Source organism: Enterobacter sp. 725m/11, from assembly GCF_011683705.1.
Taxonomy (GTDB): domain Bacteria; phylum Pseudomonadota; class Gammaproteobacteria; order Enterobacterales; family Enterobacteriaceae; genus Enterobacter; species Enterobacter bugandensis.
Genome location: NZ_JAAQOK010000010.1, coordinates 37,554 through 58,280, shown reverse-complemented (window position 1 = coordinate 58,280; position 20,727 = coordinate 37,554). Strand labels below are relative to the sequence as shown.

19 protein-coding genes and 1 pseudogene are annotated in these 20,727 nt (G+C 56.8%); 4 read left to right on the top strand and 16 right to left on the bottom strand.

Features of this window, described 5'->3' with window-relative positions; genetic code table 11:
- The first annotated feature begins 92 nt into the window (after positions 1-92).
- Positions 93-2,915, top strand: a complete 2,823-nt coding sequence (uvrA, locus tag HBA26_RS06180) for an excinuclease ABC subunit UvrA (protein WP_041911534.1) — start codon at positions 93-95, stop codon at positions 2,913-2,915.
- A 3-nt stretch (positions 2,916-2,918) separates the two neighbouring features.
- On the opposite strand, the gene HBA26_RS06175 is transcribed toward uvrA, so the two are convergent.
- From HBA26_RS06175 to dnaB, 6 genes are all read right to left on the bottom strand, one after another.
- Positions 2,919-3,272, bottom strand: coding sequence for an MmcQ/YjbR family DNA-binding protein (locus HBA26_RS06175; protein WP_028015174.1), 354 nt, complete (start codon positions 3,270-3,272; stop codon positions 2,919-2,921).
- Between the two features lie 2 nt (positions 3,273-3,274).
- Complete coding sequence (locus HBA26_RS06170; protein WP_063943977.1) at positions 3,275-3,691, bottom strand: secondary thiamine-phosphate synthase enzyme YjbQ; 417 nt, start codon at positions 3,689-3,691, stop codon at positions 3,275-3,277.
- Positions 3,692-3,803: 112 nt separating this feature from the next.
- Positions 3,804-4,517, bottom strand: a complete 714-nt coding sequence (aphA, locus tag HBA26_RS06165; RefSeq protein ID WP_041911537.1) for an acid phosphatase AphA — start codon at positions 4,515-4,517, stop codon at positions 3,804-3,806.
- Between the two features lie 218 nt (positions 4,518-4,735).
- Complete coding sequence (gene tyrB / locus HBA26_RS06160) at positions 4,736-5,929, bottom strand: aromatic amino acid transaminase (RefSeq protein ID WP_028015171.1); 1,194 nt, start codon at positions 5,927-5,929, stop codon at positions 4,736-4,738.
- Between the two features lie 109 nt (positions 5,930-6,038).
- The gene (gene alr / locus HBA26_RS06155; RefSeq protein ID WP_028015170.1) at positions 6,039-7,118 is read right to left on the bottom strand and encodes an alanine racemase; all 1,080 of its coding nucleotides are present in this window, start codon (positions 7,116-7,118) and stop codon (positions 6,039-6,041) included.
- A gap of 16 nt (positions 7,119-7,134) precedes the next feature.
- The gene (gene dnaB, locus HBA26_RS06150) at positions 7,135-8,547 is read right to left on the bottom strand and encodes a replicative DNA helicase (protein ID WP_008503375.1); all 1,413 of its coding nucleotides are present in this window, start codon (positions 8,545-8,547) and stop codon (positions 7,135-7,137) included.
- A 66-nt stretch (positions 8,548-8,613) separates the two neighbouring features.
- Here dnaB and HBA26_RS06145 point away from each other — a divergent pair, with 66 nt between their 5' ends.
- Entirely contained in the window at positions 8,614-9,597 is a 984-nt protein-coding gene (locus HBA26_RS06145; protein ID WP_049137647.1) for a quinone oxidoreductase, read from the top strand.
- Between the two features lie 184 nt (positions 9,598-9,781).
- On the opposite strand, the gene pspG is transcribed toward HBA26_RS06145, so the two are convergent.
- The 4 genes from pspG to HBA26_RS06125 all read right to left on the bottom strand — a co-directional run bounded on the left by pspG (position 9,782) and on the right by HBA26_RS06125 (position 13,211).
- Positions 9,782-10,024: an envelope stress response protein PspG gene (gene pspG / locus HBA26_RS06140; protein ID WP_028015168.1), complete on the bottom strand. Its 243-nt coding sequence runs from the start codon at positions 10,022-10,024 to the stop codon at positions 9,782-9,784.
- Positions 10,025-10,159: 135 nt separating this feature from the next.
- Positions 10,160-11,155: a tRNA dihydrouridine(20/20a) synthase DusA gene (gene dusA, locus HBA26_RS06135; protein WP_048959355.1), complete on the bottom strand. Its 996-nt coding sequence runs from the start codon at positions 11,153-11,155 to the stop codon at positions 10,160-10,162.
- An 82-nt stretch (positions 11,156-11,237) separates the two neighbouring features.
- Positions 11,238-12,548, bottom strand: coding sequence for a conjugal transfer protein TraF (gene traF / locus HBA26_RS06130; RefSeq protein ID WP_041911541.1), 1,311 nt, complete (start codon positions 12,546-12,548; stop codon positions 11,238-11,240).
- A 174-nt stretch (positions 12,549-12,722) separates the two neighbouring features.
- Positions 12,723-13,211, bottom strand: coding sequence for a cupin domain-containing protein (locus HBA26_RS06125; protein WP_126346021.1), 489 nt, complete (start codon positions 13,209-13,211; stop codon positions 12,723-12,725).
- A 115-nt stretch (positions 13,212-13,326) separates the two neighbouring features.
- On the opposite strand from HBA26_RS06125, the gene zur reads away from it, so the two are divergent.
- Positions 13,327-13,863 (top strand): zinc uptake transcriptional repressor Zur, encoded by a 537-nt coding sequence (gene zur, locus HBA26_RS06120; protein WP_126346022.1) that lies wholly within the window; start codon positions 13,327-13,329, stop codon positions 13,861-13,863.
- Between the two features lie 24 nt (positions 13,864-13,887).
- Here the strand turns inward: zur and HBA26_RS06115 are convergent, their stop codons facing one another.
- From HBA26_RS06115 to HBA26_RS06100, 5 genes and pseudogenes are all read right to left on the bottom strand, one after another.
- Positions 13,888-14,097, bottom strand: a complete 210-nt coding sequence (locus tag HBA26_RS06115) for a CsbD family protein (RefSeq protein ID WP_014882139.1) — start codon at positions 14,095-14,097, stop codon at positions 13,888-13,890.
- Between the two features lie 49 nt (positions 14,098-14,146).
- A pseudogene (locus HBA26_RS23090) lies at positions 14,147-14,221 on the bottom strand (hypothetical protein); the annotation flags it as partial.
- Positions 14,218-15,555: an MATE family efflux transporter DinF gene (gene dinF / locus HBA26_RS06110; RefSeq protein WP_028015163.1), complete on the bottom strand. Its 1,338-nt coding sequence runs from the start codon at positions 15,553-15,555 to the stop codon at positions 14,218-14,220. The gene dinF and the pseudogene HBA26_RS23090, both read right to left, overlap by 4 nt.
- A 63-nt stretch (positions 15,556-15,618) precedes the next feature.
- Positions 15,619-16,227, bottom strand: a complete 609-nt coding sequence (gene lexA / locus HBA26_RS06105) for a transcriptional repressor LexA (protein ID WP_028015162.1) — start codon at positions 16,225-16,227, stop codon at positions 15,619-15,621.
- Positions 16,228-16,335: 108 nt separating this feature from the next.
- Positions 16,336-16,704 carry a diacylglycerol kinase gene (locus HBA26_RS06100; protein ID WP_014830281.1) on the bottom strand — a complete coding sequence of 123 codons (369 nt, stop codon included), beginning with the start codon at positions 16,702-16,704 and terminating at the stop codon, positions 16,336-16,338.
- 154 nt (positions 16,705-16,858) lie between these two features.
- Here HBA26_RS06100 and plsB point away from each other — a divergent pair, with 154 nt between their 5' ends.
- Entirely contained in the window at positions 16,859-19,279 is a 2,421-nt protein-coding gene (gene plsB / locus HBA26_RS06095) for a glycerol-3-phosphate 1-O-acyltransferase PlsB (RefSeq protein ID WP_126327281.1), read from the top strand.
- Positions 19,280-19,385: 106 nt separating this feature from the next.
- On the opposite strand, the gene gntU is transcribed toward plsB, so the two are convergent.
- A complete protein-coding gene (gene gntU / locus HBA26_RS06090; RefSeq protein WP_126346023.1) occupies positions 19,386-20,726 on the bottom strand; it encodes a gluconate transporter in 1,341 nt (446 codons plus the stop codon).
- Position 20,727 lies beyond the last annotated feature (1 nt).

Sequence of the window (20,727 nt, the reverse complement as noted above, 5' to 3'; positions counted from 1 at the left end):
AACAGGTCATTTTGTGTCATAATTAGCCGTTTCTGACAGCCGTTTGTCCTTCAAACAAACCAGGCAATCCGTGTTCCAACCGGGAAAGGTGAATGGATAAGATCGAAGTTCGGGGCGCCCGCACCCATAATCTCAAGAATATCAACCTCATAATCCCTCGCGACAAACTCATCGTCGTGACCGGGCTTTCGGGGTCTGGCAAATCCTCACTGGCTTTCGACACCTTGTATGCCGAAGGACAGCGTCGTTACGTCGAATCACTTTCTGCGTACGCGCGTCAGTTCCTGTCGCTGATGGAAAAACCGGATGTCGATCATATTGAAGGGTTATCGCCTGCTATCTCTATTGAGCAGAAGTCTACCTCGCATAACCCGCGTTCAACGGTCGGTACCATTACCGAAATTCACGACTACCTGCGTCTGCTGTATGCCCGCGTGGGTGAGCCGCGCTGCCCGGACCACGATGTCCCGCTGGCGGCACAGACCGTGAGCCAGATGGTGGATAACGTGCTGTCGCAGCCGGAAGGCAAACGCCTGATGCTGCTGGCACCGATCATCAAAGAGCGTAAAGGCGAGCACACCAAAACGCTGGAGAACCTGGCAAGCCAGGGCTATATCCGCGCCCGTATCGACGGCGAAGTGTGTGACCTGTCCGATCCGCCAAAGCTTGAGCTGCAAAAGAAACACACCATCGAAGTGGTGATTGACCGCTTTAAGGTGCGTGACGATCTCGCCACGCGTCTGGCTGAATCCTTTGAAACCGCGCTGGAACTCTCTGGCGGCACGGCCGTGGTCTCCGACATGGACGACCCGAAAGCGGAAGAGCTGCTCTTCTCCGCCAACTTCGCCTGCCCGATTTGCGGCTACAGCATGCGCGAGCTGGAACCGCGCCTGTTCTCGTTCAACAACCCGGCGGGCGCGTGCCCGACCTGTGACGGTCTGGGCGTGCAGCAGTATTTCGATCCGGATCGCGTGATCCAGAACCCCGAGCTGTCGCTCGCGGGCGGTGCGATTCGCGGCTGGGATAAGCGTAACTTCTACTACTTCCAGATGCTGAAGTCGCTGGCGGAGCACTACAAATTCGACGTTGAAGCGCCGTGGGCGAGCCTGAGCCCGAACGTGCACAAAGTGATCCTGTTCGGTTCCGGCAAAGAGAACATCGAGTTCAAATACATGAACGATCGCGGCGATACCTCCGTGCGTCGCCACCCGTTCGAAGGGGTGCTGCACAATATGGAGCGCCGCTACAAAGAGACCGAATCCAGCGCGGTGCGCGAGGAGCTGGCGAAGTTCATCAGCAACCGCTCCTGCGCCACCTGCGAGGGCACGCGTCTGCGTCGCGAAGCGCGCCACGTGTTTGTGGAAAACACGGCGCTGCCGACCATCTCAGACATGAGCATCGGCCACGCAATGGACTTCTTCAACAACCTGAAGCTTTCCGGCCAGCGTGCGAAAATCGCCGAAAAAGTGCTGAAAGAGATCGGCGATCGCCTCAAGTTCCTCGTGAACGTTGGCCTGAACTACCTGACGCTTTCCCGCTCGGCGGAAACGCTCTCCGGCGGTGAAGCCCAGCGTATCCGTCTGGCGAGCCAGATTGGCGCGGGCTTAGTCGGCGTGATGTACGTGCTGGATGAACCGTCCATCGGCCTGCACCAGCGCGACAACGAGCGTCTGCTCGGCACACTGATCCACCTGCGCAATCTCGGCAACACGGTAATCGTGGTGGAGCACGACGAAGACGCAATTCGCGCCGCAGACCACGTGATCGACATCGGCCCGGGCGCGGGCGTGCACGGCGGCCAGGTGGTGGCGGAAGGTACGCTGAAGGACATTATGGCGGTGCCCGAGTCGCTGACCGGCCAGTACATGAGCGGCAAGCGCAAAATTGAAGTGCCAAAACAGCGCGTCGCGGCGAACCCGGAAAAAGTGCTGAAGCTCACAGGGGCGCGCGGCAACAACCTGAAGGACGTCACCCTGACGCTGCCGGTTGGCCTGTTTACCTGCATTACCGGCGTGTCCGGTTCCGGTAAATCGACGCTGATCAACGATACGCTGTTCCCGATTGCGCAGACGGCGCTGAACGGCGCGACGCTGGCCGAGCCTGCACCGTACCGCGATATTCAGGGGCTGGAGCATTTCGACAAGGTTATCGACATCGACCAGAGCCCGATTGGCCGTACGCCGCGTTCCAACCCGGCGACCTATACCGGCGTCTTCACGCCCGTACGTGAACTCTTCGCCGGCGTACCGGAAGCGCGTTCGCGCGGGTATACGCCAGGACGTTTCAGCTTTAACGTGCGCGGCGGCCGCTGTGAAGCGTGTCAGGGCGACGGCGTGATCAAGGTTGAGATGCACTTCCTGCCGGATATCTACGTGCCGTGCGACCAGTGCAAAGGCAAGCGCTATAACCGCGAAACGCTGGAGATTAAGTACAAAGGCAAGACCATCCACGAAGTGCTGGACATGACCATCGAAGAGGCGCGTGAGTTCTTTGACGCCGTCCCTGCGCTGGCGCGTAAGCTGCAGACGCTGATGGACGTAGGCCTGACCTACATTCGCCTGGGGCAGTCAGCAACAACCCTGTCCGGCGGTGAGGCGCAGCGCGTGAAGCTGGCGCGCGAGCTGTCCAAGCGTGGTACCGGCCAGACGCTCTACATTCTGGATGAGCCGACCACCGGCCTGCACTTTGCGGATATCCAGCAGTTGCTTGAGGTGCTGCATCAGCTGCGCGATCAGGGCAACACGATTGTGGTCATCGAACATAATCTGGACGTGATTAAAACCGCGGACTGGATTGTCGATCTCGGCCCGGAAGGCGGCAGCGGCGGGGGTGAAATCCTCGTCTCCGGTACGCCAGAGACCGTTGCAGAGTGCGAAGCCTCGCACACCGCGCGCTTCCTTAAACCGTTGCTGTAATTGTTACACGGAGAGCTGCTGTCGGGTCGCTTCCGGCAGCAGCTCAACCGCCTGCTTGTAGGACGCATCCACCAGATAGTAAATTTGCGAGCCGGGCAGTGAGCCGTCCAGATAAACGGTACTCCAGTGCGCCTTATTGAGGTGCTGGCTCGGCCTCACATCATCATGCTGCTGACGTAATAGGTCCGCCAGTTCCGGGCTGGTTTTCAGCGACGCCGCCGGGCGCCCTTCAACCTCTTTCACCATCGCAAACAGCACGTCTCCCACTTTGATTTGCGTGGCTTTCCAGTCGCTGTGAACGCTTTGTTCCGCGCCAGGCTTGCTCATGCAGTACTGAAGTATCTCCGAAATTGTCATCTTTATTCCCCTTGTAGCGTTGCGATAATTTTACGCGAACCACCGTGAACGCGATGTTCTCCCAGCCAGATCCCTTGCCACGTTCCCAGCATTAGCCGCCCGTTATGAACCGGCAGCATCAGCGATACGCCCAGCAGAGAAGATTTGATATGCGAAGGCATGTCATCTGCGCCTTCATAATCGTGCTCGTAGGGGGCGTTGTCCGGAACCGTCTTCAGGAAATGGTGTTCCATATCAGACCGGACGGTAGGGTCGCAATTTTCATTAAGCGTGAGGGAGGCTGACGTGTGCTGAAGCAGCAGATGCAGTAAACCCGTTTTGACGCGCGACAGGTCGCGGAGTTGCCCGATGACTTCGTCCGTCACAAGGTGAAACCCGCGGGGTTTAGCGCTTAAGGTCAGGGTCTGTTGATACCACATGAGCTGCTCCGTTCTGAAAGATGAATCTTTCTAAGTGTGCAGCAAGAAGGCGAAAGGTAAAACCCGCAGCGGCGGATTTGTTCAAAAAAGAATCAAAACCGCCGATCAAGAACTAATACTCGGAGTTAACAATCACCTCCTCGCCAAACTTGCCTGCCATCGGCAGCGGTCGATAGGTAGAGTTAGAGGCACGCAGCACCCGGATCGCTCTGGCCCCCACATCCTGCGCCGCGGTAATGTCGTTATCCGAATCACCGTAGAACACTTTGATGTTTTTCTGCTCCAGCCACTGGGTTTTGGTGTTTTGTCCCTCTTTATCACCGGCAAAAATGACCGGATTCATACTGGCTGCCGGGATCTGAAAATCGTCCTGCAGGGTTTTGGAGACGGTCTCCGTTTTGGTCTGGCTACGGCCGGTGACAAAGTAAATGCTGTCGCCGCGCTTAACGTGCATGGCGATCAGCGCGCGGGCCACCTCTTTCGGAATGCTGAACTCATCCCAGCCGTTATTCATTTTTTCCCAGAACTCCGGGTTCTTCAGATACGCTTCGCTGTCCGGAGAATATGTTTTCTTGCCACGCCAGAAGCCAGGGCTTGAGAACAGCACGGTATCGTCAATGTCGAAGCCCACGGCCATTGGCGGGCGGCCCATCAGGCTGTTTTCGATTTGGGCCACGGAAACCCAGTGAATGGGTGCCTGCTCGGCAAGGATGGCGGCGGTGGTGCCGGTGTAAAGCGGCGTCGGTGCGGAAGCTCGCGCGACGACGGCGCTATTAAGCGAGAACAATAAGCAGGCGGCGCTGAGCGCCAGTGTGATCTTGCGCATATTTTCCCCTGAATATTCAGTTTGTTATCTTTATATTTTGAGTGGATGGTCAAAAATCTATCCGACCATAACCCCGGCGGGAGGGGAAGGAAAGGAGTTTTTACTTATAAAGATGAATAAAAAGAAGACGATCACAAAGTGCCGGGGGACGTGTTTATGCGGTCTGATGCCCTCACCCCAGCCCTCTCCCACGGGGAGAGGGCTGGGTTAGTGAGCATTTACATTACAGCAGCAAACGCCTGCGCCACGCGCTGGACGTTGCCGGCATTCAGGCCCGCCACGCACATACGGCCGCTGGCGATCAGGTAGACGCCGAACTCGTCACGCAGGCGATCGACCTGTGCCGCGCTCAGTCCGGTATAGCTGAACATCCCGCGCTGCTTGAGCAGATAGTCGAAGTTATACCCCGGCACCGCCTCTTTCAGCACGTTAACAAGTTCCTGACGCATCGACAGAATGCGCTTGCGCATCGCTTCCACTTCCGCAAGCCAGGTGGCTTTCAGCTGTTCGTCGCCCAGAACGGTCGCCACCACCTGCGCACCAAAGTTCGGCGGGCTGGAGTAAATACGGCGGACCGTCGCTTTCAGTTGGCCGAGAACGCGCCCCGCGGCTTCGGCGTCTTCACACACCACGGACAGACCGCCAACGCGCTCGCCGTAGAGAGAGAAGATTTTTGAGAAGGAGTTGCTGACCAGCGCTGGCAGCCCGGCGCTGGCAACGGCGCGGATGGCGTAAGCATCTTCTTCCATGCCCGCGCCAAAGCCCTGATAGGCGATGTCGAGGAACGGGATCAGGTTACGTGCCTTCAGCACCTCGATCACCGCATCCCACTGGGCATTGGTGAGGTCCGCCCCGGTCGGGTTATGGCAGCATGGGTGCAGCAGCACGATGCTGCGCGCCGGCAGGGTGTTCAGTTTTTCCAGCAGCGCTTCGACGCGCACGCCGTTGGTTTCGCTGTCGAACCACGGATAGGTCTCGACCTTAAAGCCCGCACCTTCAAAGATGGCCACGTGGTTTTCCCACGTCGGGTCGCTGACCCACACGCCGGAATCCGGGAAATATTTTTTCAGGAAATCTGCGCCTACCTTCAGCGCACCCGAGCCGCCCAGCGTCTGGATAGTCGCCACGCGCTTTTGCGCGAGCACCGCGTGGTCCGCACCAAACAGCAGCGGCGCAATCGTATTACGGTAGGTGTTTAACCCTTCCATCGGCAAATAAAGCGAAGCACCGTGCGGGGTTGCGTTAAGACGTGCTTCGGCTTCGGCAACGGCTTTCAGTTGAGGAATGATGCCGTCCTCGTTGTAATAAAGACCAATGCTGAGGTTCACTTTATCGCTGCGAGGATCTTCTTTGAAACGCTCCATCAAGGAGAGAATAGGGTCGCCGGCGTAGGCGTCTACTTTCTGAAACACGCGATGTTCTCCGGATTATTATGAGGCAGGGTTTTCAACAATAAACCGGAAGCGGAATAAGATCGAGGGGATGTTAACAGAAGCGGGATGCATCGCATCCCGTTAAAGCTCAGTCGATGTATTTCATCGCCACCCGCGACGTCAGACGCGTAATAAGTTCGTAAGCACTTACTTTTGTAATCTCAGCAATGCGCTCGACGGGCAGACCTTCACCCCACATCACCGCATCGTCGCCCGCTTTATCCTGCGCGCCAGGCCCAAGATCCACGCAAATCATGTCCATCGCCACGCGGCCGACAATTTTCACTTCACGACCATTGACCAGCACCGGCGTGCCCGTTGGTGCCGCGCGCGGATAGCCGTCGCCGTAGCCCATCGCCACCACGCCAAGCCGCGTGTCGCGCTCGCTGGTCCAGGTACCGCCGTAACCCACCGGCTCGCCCGCTTTGTGCTCCCGCACGGCAATCAGCTTTGATACCAGCGACATTACCGGCTTAAAGCCTAAGTCCGGCCCCCAGGGCTTATTCTCAAGCGGGGAAACGCCATACAGGATAATCCCCGGACGCGCCCAGTCGAAGTGGGACTGCGGCCACAGCAGAATGCCGCCGGATGCCGCAATGGAGCGCATTCCCGGCTTGCCTTCGCAGAAGGTGTTGAAGATATCAAGCTGCTGCTCGGTTGCGCCGCATTCGGGCTCATCGGCACGGGCAAAGTGGCTGACGATATTGACCGGCTGACGCACATTTTTGCACTGGCACAAACGCTGATAAAACGCCTCCGCGTTTTCCGGACGCACGCCCAGCCTGTGCATGCCCGTGTCGAGCTTCATCCAGACGGTGACCGGCTCGCTCAGTTCAGCCGTTTCCAGCGCGGCCAGCTGTTCTTCGTTATGGACAGCCGTATGCAGCTGCTGGTCTGCAATGGTCGGCAGATCCGAGGCTTCAAAAAAGCCTTCGAGGAGCAGAATCGGTTGCGTAATGCCGCCTGCGCGCAGGCGGAGAGCTTCTTCGAGACGGGCGACGCCAAAGGCGTCGGCATCGGGGAGCGTTCGCGCGGTCTCAAGAAGACCGTGTCCGTAAGCGTTCGCTTTCACGACTGCAACGAGCCTGCTGGCGGGCGCCAGTTCACGCAGACGTTGCAGGTTGTGTCGCAGAGCGCGGCGGTTAATAACAACAGTTGCCGCTTGCATTTGAATTCCTTAGAAATTACTCATCATCATATTGAGGACCGGCATAGTTGTCGAAACGCGACCACTGTCCGTTAAAGGTCAGACGTACCGTACCGATGGGGCCGTTACGTTGCTTACCAATAATAATTTCGGCGATCCCTTTCAGGTCGCTGTTCTCGTGATAGACCTCATCACGGTATATGAACATGATTAAGTCGGCATCCTGCTCAATGGAGCCGGATTCACGCAGGTCGGAGTTGACCGGGCGTTTGTCTGCACGCTGTTCCAGGGAGCGGTTAAGCTGCGACAGCGCCACTACCGGCACGTGCAGCTCTTTAGCTAACGCCTTGAGCGAGCGGGAAATCTCTGCAATTTCCAGCGTACGGTTGTCGGAGAGCGACGGGACGCGCATCAGCTGAAGGTAGTCGATCATGATAAGGCCGATGCCGCCGTGTTCACGGGCGATGCGGCGCGCGCGGGAGCGCACTTCCGTCGGCGTAAGGCCGGAGGAGTCATCGATGTAGATGTTCCGTTTTTCCAGCAGAATGCCCATGGTGCCGGAGATGCGCGCCCAGTCCTCGTCGTCGAGCTGGCCGGTACGGATGCGGGTCTGATCCACGCGCGACAGGGATGCCAGAGAACGCATCATAATCTGCTCCGAGGGCATCTCGAGACTGAAAATAAGCACCGGCTTATCCTGCAACATCGCCGCGTTTTCGACGAGGTTCATCGCAAATGTCGTTTTACCCATCGACGGACGCGCCGCGACGATAATTAAATCCGACGGCTGTAAACCGGCAGTTTTTTTGTTCAGATCGTCATAGCCTGTGTTCACCCCGGTCACGCCGTCGTGCGGCTGCTGGAAAAGCTGCTCTATACGCGCAACGGTGGCGTCGAGCACGTCGGCGATGTTTTTCGGGCCTTCATCTTTGTTGGCACGGCTTTCGGCGATTTTAAAGACGCGGGACTCAGCAAGGTCGAGCAGGTCTTCGCTGGTGCGGCCCTGCGGGTCGAATCCGGCTTCGGCGATTTCGTTCGCTACCGAGATCATCTCGCGGACGACGGCACGTTCGCGCACGATGTCGGCGTAAGCGCTGATGTTCGCCGCACTTGGCGTGTTTTTTGACAGCTCTGCCAGGTAGGCAAAGCCGCCGACGCTGTCCAGCTGCCCCTGACGCTCCAGCGATTCCGCGAGCGTGATCAGGTCAATCGGGCTGCCGGACTCCTGCAGGCGCGCCATTTCGGTAAAGATATGGCGGTGCGGACGGGTGTAGAAATCTTCAGACACTACACGCTCGGCGACGTCGTCCCAGCGTTCGTTATCCAGCATTAAACCGCCCAACACCGACTGTTCCGCTTCAATCGAGTGCGGCGGGACTTTTAACCCTGCGACCTGGAAATCACGCTCGCGAGGTTCAGTCTGTTTGTTGAAGGGTTTGTTTCCTGCCATAGTGAATGGAGTTACCGAGATAAAGAGTGGGTCGAAAGATTACCATATTTTTCTTACGGAGGGAGCATGGCAACGCGCATTGAGTTCCAGAAACACGGCGGTCCTGAAGTGCTGAAAGCGGTGGAGTTTACCCCCGCTGCGCCTGGCGAGAACGAAATTCAGGTTGAAAACAAAGCCATCGGCATTAACTACATTGATACCTATATTCGCGGCGGGCTCTACCCGCCTCCGTCAATGCCGAGCGGCCTGGGCACTGAAGCGGCCGGCATCGTCAGCAAAGTGGGCAGTGCGGTTAAGCACATTAAAGAAGGCGATCGTGTGGTGTATGCACAGTCTGCCCTGGGCGCTTACAGCTCCATCCACAACGTCCCGGCGGATAAAGCCGCCCTGCTGCCTAACGCCATCTCCTTTGAGCAGGCGGCGGCCTCCTTCCTGAAAGGGCTGACGGTCTATTACCTGCTGCGCAAAACCTACGAAATTAAGCCCGATGAGCAGTTCCTGTTTCATGCTGCCGCCGGTGGCGTGGGGCTGATTGCCTGCCAGTGGGCGAAAGCCTTAGGCGCGAAGCTGATCGGCACCACAGGCAGTGCGCAAAAAGCCCAGCGTGCGCTGGACGCGGGCGCGTGGCAGGTGATCAACTATCGGGAAGAGAGCATCGTCGAGCGGCTAAAAGAGATCACCGGCGGCAAAAAAGTACGCGTCGTGTATGACTCGGTGGGGAAAGACACCTGGGAAGCGTCGCTGGACTGCCTGCAGCGTCGCGGGCTGATGGTGAGCTTTGGTAACGCCTCAGGCGCTGTCACCGGCGTCAATCTCGGCATTCTGAATCAGAAAGGGTCGCTGTACGTGACGCGCCCTTCTTTGCAGGGTTACATCACCAACCGGGAAGAACTGGAGGAAGCCAGCAACGAGCTGTTCTCGCTAATAGCCAGCGGCGTGATTAAGGTGGATGTGGCGGATGCGCAGAAATACCCGCTAACCGATGCGCAGCGCGCGCATGAGGTGCTGGAAAGCCGGGCGACGCAGGGTTCAAGTTTGCTAATTCCCTGACCCCCAAAAAGAAATTGGGCTTCCCGTGGGAAGCCCTTTCTTTTTTTAGTTCGGCTGTATGTAGGGTACAGCTCGATGAATTCTGTAGCGGCAGCCATAGTGACAGATTCGATAAGTAAATCCTATTCTGTTCTAAGCCATGCTGCCGGAAAAGTTACAAGTATGTGACGAACCCCTCAATACCTTAGTAACGGAAGCGGTTATTGCGCTGATAAGTCGGCAGTTTTGGCGCTTTAATCGCCCGTATTACCCACACCACGGCGATAGCCAGCAGCAGCCACGGCAGCAGTTTGATCGTCAGGGCAAATAATCCACCGATAAACATAACTACCGTAGCCACAACGAGCGCGGCCAGAATGCCGAGCAGCGACACGCCCGTGACCATCAGCATGACAAAAAAGCCAATCACAAAAAGTAGTTCAAGCATGGTGCTCTCCCACGAGTTCCCGAATGATGCTGCAATCATTACAAGAATCATGCCAAAGCTAACATATTGTTCTTAAAGAAAAACGCCCCGCTAGGATCCGCAGGGCGTGGTGAATTTGACGATCTTTTAGCGAAATTATCGCTTATCCGCCACCAGCCGCAGCGCATGCTCCAGCACCTCAATATCGGCACCGGCTTTATGCGCGTTCTCACTGAGGTAGCGACGCCACTGGCGCGCGCCCGGAATACCCTGGAACAGGCCAAGCATATGGCGGGTGATGTGGCCAAGATAGGTGCCATTGCTCAACTCGCGCTCAATGTAAGGGTACATGGCACGCACGACGGTAACCGGATCGGTGTCTGCGCCTGCAACGCCAAAGATTTCGCGATCGACCGTCGCCAGAATGCCCGGATTTTGATACGCCTCGCGCCCAACCATCACGCCATCCATATGCTCAAGGTGCGCTTTCGCCTCTTCCAGCGACGTAATACCGCCGTTGATTGACATCGTCAGGTGCGGGAAATCACGTTTCAGCTGGTACACGCGCGGGTAGTCCAGCGGCGGGATCTCACGGTTCTCTTTCGGGCTAAGGCCTGAAAGCCAGGCTTTGCGGGCGTGGATGATAAACATCTCACACTCGCCTTTCCCTGACACCGTATTGATGAAATCGCACAGGAATTCGTAGCTGTCCTGGTCGTCGATGCCGATACGGGTTTTGACCGTCACCGGAATGGAGACCACATCGCGCATCGCTTTAATGCAGTCCGCCACCAGCTGTGCGTTGCCCATCAGACAGGCGCCGAACATGCCGTTTTGCACGCGGTCGGAAGGGCAGCCGACGTTCAGGTTGATCTCGTCGTAGCCGCGTTCTTCCGCCAGCTTTGCACACTGGGCCAGCGCGACCGGATCGCTGCCCCCCAGCTGCAGCGCAACCGGATGCTCTTCTTCACTGTATGCCAGGTAGTCGCCCTTACCGTGAATAATTGCGCCCGTGGTCACCATTTCGGTGTACAGCAGCGTATGGCGGGAGAGCTGGCGCAGGAAATAGCGGCAGTGTCTGTCCGTCCAGTCGAGCATTGGCGCAATAGAGAAACGGTGTGCAGGAAAAGCGGTCTGGTGTTCTGACGACATGGCGAAGTTTTAAGCATCTGGTGGAAAAGGGGCGCTACTATAGCACAAAGAAAAGCCGGAGGCGCAGCGCCTCCGGTGTACTTTAGAACGTCATGCTCAGCTGAGCTCCTGCGCCCCAGGTTTCGTCCTCGCCATACAGACCCATCAGGTCAACATGAACGGTATTGAACGGCGCGAAACCGACACCGCCGGTAAAGACGTTGCTGTCGTTCCCTTTCATATCCGCACGATAACCGGCACGCACCGCCAGCCAGCTCAGCGGAGTCACTTCAGCACCGACCCCAACATACTGCGACGTATCTTCGCTCTTAAAGCCTTTGGTTTCGGTCAGATCGCCATCGGCGGTCAGGGTCACCAGATCGTTGTGCCAGGCAGCGCCCGCGGTCACCAGCGGACGGATCTGGTAGGTGTCTTTATAGCTCACCACTTCCCCCGTACGCCCGTTGCGGATGCGGATATCTTTGGTGTCGATATCGCGCGACATCAGGTTTTGCCCGCTCACGCCGACCGTCCAGTTTTCGCCAAAATCAGCGGCAATACCGGCATCGACGTTAAAGCCGGTATCGTCTGTACGGTAGCGGCTATCGTTCCACTTATTACTGTCGTAATCGTAGATCGAGGTGGTGTAGTTATAGATCCAGCTTTTTTGCAGTTTTGGCGTCACGCCCACGGAAACCGGAACGCCGCCAAGGTCAAACTGGCGGGCAACGGCAATACCGTAGTCGGAGATAATCGCCGCCCGACCGGACGCCGTTGAGTTGAGGTTTTTAGTGATCTGGTCCGTGCCATTCAGCGCAGCGTCCAGGGCAACGCCGGCAGCCACCAGATTGCTTCTTTGAATACCGCGCAGATAATCAATATCCTGCTGGTCGATAGACGAACTTACCCGGCCATGGGCGTACCCTTTCGCCATAAAGGCCACGGAAAGCACATCGTTAGGGATACTCACGGCAAGGCCTGCTCCTGCCGTCGCGCGAGCGGTTTTGCCCTTGAGATAGTCCAGCTCATCGGCCAGATCTTTGGCCGCGCCCTGGAACTGGTTGATGGAGCCTAACGGATTAGTAATAACCTCGATTGGCGTAAGATTATCAACCACATCCTTATAGTGATTGATTTTATCGTTGATGGTATCAATTTCATCCTGAAGATTGTCCTCATCCGTTACCTGCACCCCAACGGACGGCAAAATGACCGTCACGTCATCGTCCGGTTTTGCCTTTGCCAGCAGCGCGGGGTTAATTAACGCCCCGCTACCATAATTGCCCGAAGCAACGCCGGTGCCCCCCATCGCGTCACTACGTGATTCTGTCCAGGTATTGGCTGCTCCCGCCTGATTTGCCATAAACAAGGAGACAGCGATGCTAACCACCGAAAATTTAAAATGTTTTTTCACAGTATGCCCGTCTTATAGTCTGTTATGAAATAACCCCTGTCTGTTATCCCCCAAACAGGCGCGAACTATTGCTGTGAATAAAGATAAAAAGACCCGCTAATTCATTCCCTAAGTAAAACTTCCTTACGGCCTGTTGTAATTTGTGACGGCCCTCAATATTTATAGAAGAGGAAATTATTTTTTCCCAGGTTTTCCATCGTGCGGCCCAAAAAACTGTGGCGGATGGTCTACCCAGCGATCTTCCCGCGTGGCGGCATAAACCGGATTGAACGGATAGTAGATGCGGTTGTGCTTCTTGTTGGCCTCCCCCACCACCAGTAGCCGAACCTCTTCCTCTGTGTTGTTGATAAAGGTGTGGCACACCCCCGTTCCGGCGGGAAAGCCCACGCTGTCTCCGGGTTCGAGTTTCCACAAATAACCATTAATCCAGGCTTCAGGATAGCCCTCAAGCACGTAGATAAACTCTTCTTCGTCACTTTCCGCATGGGGATAGGACGTCCGACGCCCCGGCGGTAAACGTTCATGATGAATGCCTATACGCCTGAGGCCCAGGCTGCGCGCCAGCGGCGATCCGATGGAAAAAAGCTCGTTACTGTCGGGGTAGGTGGCGTCATCTGCCCCTTCTACGTCGCGCCAGTGCTTGATACAGTCTGGTTTTTTCATTGTTACATTCCCGGTTTGCGATGCGTCAGGTATAGCACAGCCTGGCGGATATCGGTGTTTTTGCCAGAACATGATAAAGTGAGGGTTTTATCTCCCAGAACATCCGAGGTGCTAAATGGATAAGTCCACAAAAGAGCTGTTAGCGCAGGCCGAAAAGCTGTGCGCGCAACGCAATGTGCGCCTGACCCCGCAGCGCCTTGAAGTCTTGCGCCTGATGAGCCTGCAACAGGGGGCGATCAGCGCCTACGATCTGCTCGACCTGCTCCGCGAAAGCGAGCCGCAGGCTAAACCGCCCACGGTGTATCGCGCGCTGGATTTCCTGCTGGAACAAGGGTTTGTGCATAAAGTCGAATCCACAAACAGCTATGTCCTGTGCCATCTTTTCGATCAGCCAACGCATACATCGGCCATGTTTATCTGCGATCGTTGCGGCGTAGTGAAAGAAGAGGGAGCGGAAGGCGTAGAGGACATTATGCACACGCTGGCGGCAAAAATGGGTTTTGCCCTGCGTCATAACGTGATTGAAGCGCACGGGCTGTGTTCTGCATGCGTTGAGGTGGAAGCCTGTCGACATCAGGATGCGTGTCAGCACGACCACTCAATTCTGATAAAGAAAAAGCCGCGTCAGCAGCAAAAGAAAGGCGGCTCTTAAGCCGCCTCTGTGGGTTATTCAGCGCTACCAGCGGTAGTCGTTACGGGTTTCCCAGTCTTTGACTTCGTTTTCCGCCTGATCTTTCGCGTAGCCGTAACGTTCCTGAATTTTACCGACAAGCTGATCGCGCTTGCCTTCAATGACGGTCATATCGTCATCAGTCAGCTTACCCCACTGTTCTTTCGCTTTACCTTTGAACTGCTTCCAGTTGCCGCCGATTTCGTCTTTATTCATCATCGTGTCCTCTTAGTTAAGCGTCGGGTCGTAACGTCCGTTACGTTCTTTTCTGCTGGACGTGATAATAATTGTAGCTAAGGATTCGGCGGTTGATTTCATATTCGGAATCTTTAACCGTCACGATATATCGTGACGGGAAGGAAGCCAGGTATTATTTTGCCAGTGGCGATGCCAGATAAAGGCAAGCGAGAGGCCGCGCAGCGAGAGAAAGACCGCAAGCGCCAGCCACAAACCGTGATTCCCCAGCCACGGAAGCGTCAGCAGCGTCAAACCAAACCCCGCCGCCGCAACCGCCATACTGTTGCGCATTTCCGCTCCGCGCGTCGCACCGATAAACATGCCGTCCAGCAGATAACACCAGACGCCGACCACCGGTAAGACGACATGCCAGATGAGATAGTGGCTCGCCAGCTCGCGTAAAGCCGGGATCGAAGTTAGTAATGCAATAATGTCACGGCCAAAACAGGCATAAATCAGTGCAAACGCCAGCGCGACCAGTCCCGCTTGTCGACAGGCTGCCCGCCAGACATCCCTAAGCTGCCCACTTTCCCGAGCGCCGTACGCCTGCCCGGAATGCGACTCAACGGCGTAGGCGAAGCCGTCCAGCGCGTAGGCGGTAAACGTCAGCAATGTCATCAGGACCGCATTCACCGCGACGATCTCAGGCCCAAGACGGGCACCAAAAACCGTCAATGCGCCAAAACAGAGTTGTAGCAGAAGCGAGCGCAGCATGATGTCACGGTTGAGCGCCAGCAGTTTACGGATATTGCCGCGCCATGCGGTTTTCAGCATTACGAGGGATATCCCGCGCAGGGCCAGCACGCGCCAGACCATCCACAGCCCAATGAGTAAGGTTCCGTATTCGGCAATCGCCGTTGCCAGTGCCGCCCCGCGCACGTCCATATGCAGGCCCATCACCAGCCAGAGATCGAGCACAATGTTGAGAAGGTTTCCCACGACCAGCAAAATCACTGGCGCACGGGCGTATTGCACACCCAGTAACCAACCCAGCAGAACCAGGTTTGCCAGCGAAGCGGGCGCGCTGAGCCAGCGGATTTCCAGGAAGCGACGCGCCTGCTCCAGTACCGCCTCGCTGCCACCAACAACATGGAGCGCAAGGTCTATCAGGGGCGTGCGCAGTAAAACAATGAGTACCCCCGCGCCAAGCGCCAGGATCAGCGGCTGCACCAGCGCACGCGCCAGACGTAACGGATCTTTCGCACCATACGCCTGTGCGGTGAGCCCGGTGGTGCTCATACGCAAAAAGAGCAGCAGCATAAACAGAAAGCTGGTTGCCGTCGCGCCAATCGCCACGCCGCCAAGATAAACAGGGGAATCGAGATGACCAATAACGGCCGTATCGACCAGACCCAGCAAGGGCACGGTGATATTGGAGAAAATCATCGGCAGGGCAAGACGCCACAATGCCTTATCAGATGCCGTCAGCAGTGACATGAGAGATACCGGGAAGGGTAAATGAAGCAGGCTACAGCGGAAGCGTAGCCTGTCAGGAAGAGATTACAGCCATTCGCCGTTACGAATCACGCCAACAGCCAGACCTTCAATAGAGAAGCTCTGTTCGCGGAGGTCGACCACAATCGGGGTGAACTCGTTGTTTTCGGGCAACAGCTGAACAGTGTTACCCTGTTTTTTCAGGCGCTTAACGGTCACTTCGTCATCAATGCGCGCAACCACCACCTGGCCGTTTCGCACATCCTGCGTTTTGTGAACGGCCAGAAGGTCGCCATCAAGAATGCCGATGTCTTTCATCGACATCCCGCTAACGCGCAGCAGAAAATCAGCGCTCGGCTTGAACATACCAGGATCGACCTGGTAGTGACCTTCTATATGCTGTTGTGCCAGCAGCGGTTCACCTGCGGCAACGCGGCCTATCAGCGGAATGCCCGTCTCTTCTTCCACCAGCAGGCGGATACCACGCGACGCGCCTGACACAATCTCAATCACACCCTTACGCGCCAGCGCTTTCAGGTGTTCCTCGGCAGCATTCGGAGAACGGAAACCCAGACGCTGTGCGATTTCCGCACGCGTGGGTGGCATACCCGTCTGGCCGATATGATCCCGAATGAGATCAAACACCTCTTGCTGCCTGGTCGTTAATGCTTTCATTCCGCCCCCTGGGTGTATATACAGTTATGCTGTGAGTATATACAGTCAAAGGCGATTTTGGAACCAAAAACTGCACAAAAAACCAGGGACTTAATTATTCCTCGAGCATCATCGGAAATGTGACCAAAGCAGCGTGACCCAGGTAATGGCTGCGGTGATAATCGCCAGCAGGACAGCGGCGGAGCCCATATCTTTCGCGCGGCCAGAGAGCTCGTGAAAATCAGAGCCGATCCGGTCGACCACGGCCTCAATAGCGCTATTGAGAATTTCCACTATCATCACCAGAAGTACGGAACCGATGAGAAGCACGCGGGTAATGGCATCTACATCAAGGAAACAGGCGATGATAACCGCGACGATAGCGGCGACACCTTCCTGGCGAAAAGCAGCTTCATTGACCCACGCGGCACGGAAACCTTTCCATGAATAGCCGGCGGCTTTGATGATACGCGTCAACCCAGTGGTATTATTGGCCATTAAAAGAACCTTTTTTAAAAAAGAGCGTCAGTAACAGGAGCTGCAGCGCGTTTCGCTGCCGCCTGAAGTATGACGGGTAACAACAGAAATTTTGCGCGCTTTCTGTTATCCTTGCGCCGCAATTGCATTATTAACCAGAGGCTTTACATCGTTTATGTCCGGCTGGCCACGAATTTACTACAAATTACTTAATTTACCATTAAGCATACTGGTAAAAAGCAAGTCTATCCCAGCAGAACCCGCGCTGGAACTGGGGCTCGATACGTCGCGCCCTATTATGTACGTTTTGCCTTATAACTCTAAGGCAGACCTGCTAACGCTCCGTGCCCAGTGTCTGGCGCATGATTTACCCGATCCGCTTGAACCACTGGAAGTTGACGGTACTTTGCTGCCGCGCTACGTGTTCATTCACGGCGGGCCGCGCGTGTTTACCTATTACACACCGAAAGAAGAGTCCATCAAGCTGTTCCACGACTATCTCGACCTGCACCGCAGCAATCCTGACCTGGATGTGCAGATGGTGCCGGTATCGGTGATGTTTGGTCGCCGTCCGGGCCGCGAAAAAGGCGAAGAGAACCCGCCGCTGCGCATGCTTAACGGCATCCAGAAATTCTTCGCGGTCTCCTGGCTGGGACGCGACAGCTTTGTGCGCTTCTCCCCTTCCGTCTCCCTTCGCCGAATGGCGGACGAGCACGGCACTGACAAGATCATCGCGCAAAAACTGGCGCGCGTGGCACGTATGCACTTCGCCCGTCAGCGCCTGGCGGCCGTAGGGCCACGTCTTCCGGCGCGTCAGGACCTGTTCAACAAGCTGCTGGCCTCCAAAGCGATCGCCCGCGCCGTTGAAGACGAAGCGCGCAGCAAGAAAATTTCCCATGAGAAAGCCCAGCAGAACGCCATTGCGCTGATGGAAGAGATCGCAGCGAACTTCTCCTACGAGATGATTCGCCTGTCCGATCGTATTCTCGGCTTTACCTGGAACCGCCTGTATCAGGGCATCAACGTGCATAACGCTGAGCGTGTTCGTCAGCTGGCGCACGATGGTCATGAGATTGTCTATGTCCCCTGCCACCGCAGCCACATGGACTACCTGCTTCTCTCCTACGTGCTCTATCACCAGGGACTGGTACCGCCGCACATTGCCGCCGGTATTAACCTGAACTTCTGGCCAGCAGGCCCGATTTTCCGCCGCCTGGGTGCGTTCTTTATTCGTCGTACCTTCAAGGGCAACAAGCTCTACTCCACCGTGTTCCGCGAGTATCTCGGCGAGTTGTTCAGCCGTGGCTACTCCGTAGAGTACTTCGTGGAGGGCGGGCGCTCCCGTACCGGTCGTCTGCTCGATCCGAAGACCGGCACGCTGTCGATGACCATTCAGGCGATGCTGCGCGGCGGTACGCGTCCAATCACGCTCGTGCCAATTTACATTGGCTATGAGCACGTGATGGAAGTGGGCACCTACGCGAAAGAGCTGCGCGGTGCGACCAAAGAGAAAGAGAGCCTGCCGCAGATGCTGCGCGGCCTGAGCAAGTTACGCAACCTGGGTCAGGGCTACGTAAACTTTGGCGAGCCGATGCCGCTGATGACGTATCTGAACCATCATGTTCCGGATTGGCGCGAGTCTATCGATCCTATCGAAGCGGTGCGTCCGGCCTGGCTGACGCCAACGGTGAACGGTATCGCGTCCGAGCTGATGGTGCGCATTAACAACGCCGGTGCGGCCAATGCGATGAACCTGTGCTGTACGGCGCTGCTGGCTTCACGTCAGCGTTCCCTGACCCGTGAACAGCTCACGGAGCAGCTGGACTGCTATCTGGACATGATGCGCAACGTGCCATACTCGGTTGATTCGACAGCTCCTTCTGCTACCGCCAGCGAGCTTATCGATCACGCGCTGCAGATGAACAAGTTCGAAGTCGAAAAAGATACGATCGGCGATATCATCATTCTGCCGCGCGAGCAGGCTGTACTGATGACGTACTACCGCAACAACATCGCTCATATGCTGATGCTTCCATCGCTCATGGCGGCCATTATCACCCAGCATCGCCGTATTACACGTCAGGAGCTGTTGCGCCACGTTGAGACGCTCTACCCGATGCTTAAAGCGGAGCTATTCCTGCGCTGGAGCAAGGAAGAGCTGGCCGTTGAGCTGGATAAACTGACGGAAGAGCTGCGCCGTCAGGGGCTGATCACCGTTGCGAACGACGAGCTGCACATCAATCCGTCACGCTCCCGTACCCTGCAACTGCTGGCGGCCGGTGCGCGCGAAACGCTGCAGCGCTACGCCATTACGTTCTGGCTGCTGAGCGCGAACCCGTCCATCAACCGCGGCACGCTGGAGAAAGAGAGCCGGACGCTGGCGCAGCGGCTGTCCGTTCTGCACGGCATTAACGCCCCGGAATTCTTCGACAAGGCGGTATTCAGCTCGCTGGTGCTGACGCTGCGTGACGAAGGCTTCATCAGCGATACGGGCGATGCCGAGCCGGAAGAGACGCTGAAGGTTTACCAGATGCTGGCTGAACTGATTACGTCGGATGTGCGCTTGACGATTGAGAGCGCGACGCAGGGCGAGTAACACAATGCCGGGTTATGGCCCGGCCTGATGCCCTGGATAATAAAAAAGGCCCGGTAAGCGCTAACGCTACCGGGCCTTAGTTTTGAGCCTTGTTAAATCACCGCATTCAACTCAGCAGCGTAAAGGCAATCATCCCGACAATGGCCCCGGTGGTGCCGAGGATGGTTTCCATCAGCGTCCAGGTTTTCAGGGTTTGCGCTTCGGTCGCACCGGTAAACTTGCCGAACAGCCAGAAGCCGGCGTCGTTAACGTGCGAGACGACAATCGAACCGCCCGCGATGCAGATAGACAGCGCGGCCATCTGGGCACCGGAGTAGTTCAGCTGTTCAATCACCGGCATCACCAGACCCACGGCGGTTAAACACGCCACGGTGGCGGAACCCTGAATGATACGCACCGCCGCAGCCAGCACGAAGCAGGTTACCGCAATCGGCAGGCCCATTCCGGTCAGTGCTTCACCCAGAGCCGGGCCCACGCCGGAATCCACCAGCACCTGCTTGAACACGCCGCCGGCACCGATCACCAGCAGGATAATACCCGCAGGCTGCAACGCCGCACCACAGATCTCCATCACGCGGTCTTTTGGCATTCCCTGGCGCATCGCCAGGCCGTAAATCGCCACCAGACACGCCACCAGAATCGCCGTGAACGGGTGACCGATGAACTCAAACCATTCGTACGCGGCAGAACCGACCGGCACAAAGCGCGCGGCGATGGTTTTCAGGCCCACCAGCACCAGCGGGAGCAGGATCAAAGAAAGACTAAAGCCGAAGGACGGCATTTTGCCTTCGCCCAGGTGCGGCTCGGAGATGTCGTCCGGGATGTGCAACTCGACGTAGCGGCTGATGAAGTTGCCCCACAGCGGCCCGGCAATAATCATCCCCGGGATGGCCGCACACAGGCCAATCAGGATCATCCAGCCAAAATCGGCGTGCATCTGGGAGGCCAGCAGCATCGGCGCCGGCCCTGGCAGCAGAAACGCCGCAGCCGCCGCCACGCCCGCAAACAGCGGAATGACCAGCTTCACGAGGTTAGTGCCGGTATGGCGCGCCATGGAGAAGGCGACGCTGATGAGCAGCACCACCGCCACTTCAAAGAACAGCGGCAGTGCGCAAATCAGACCGGCCAGGCCAATCGCGTAATGCGCGCGGCTGTGCCCGAAGGATTTGAGCATTTTGACGGCAATCTGGTCGACCGCGCCCGTCTCATGCAGAATCTTGCCAAACATCGCGCCCAGCGCGACCACAATCGCCAGGAAGCCCAGCGTGCCTCCCATCCCTTTTTCCATCGTCGCGGCGATCTTGTCGAGCGGCATACCGGAAAAGAGACCTGCACCAATAGAAACCACCATCAAAGCAACGAAGGCGTGCATACGCGCCTTCATCACTAAAAACAGCAGCAGCAATACCGAACCCACTGCTGTCAAAACTAGCGTTAATGTACTCAAA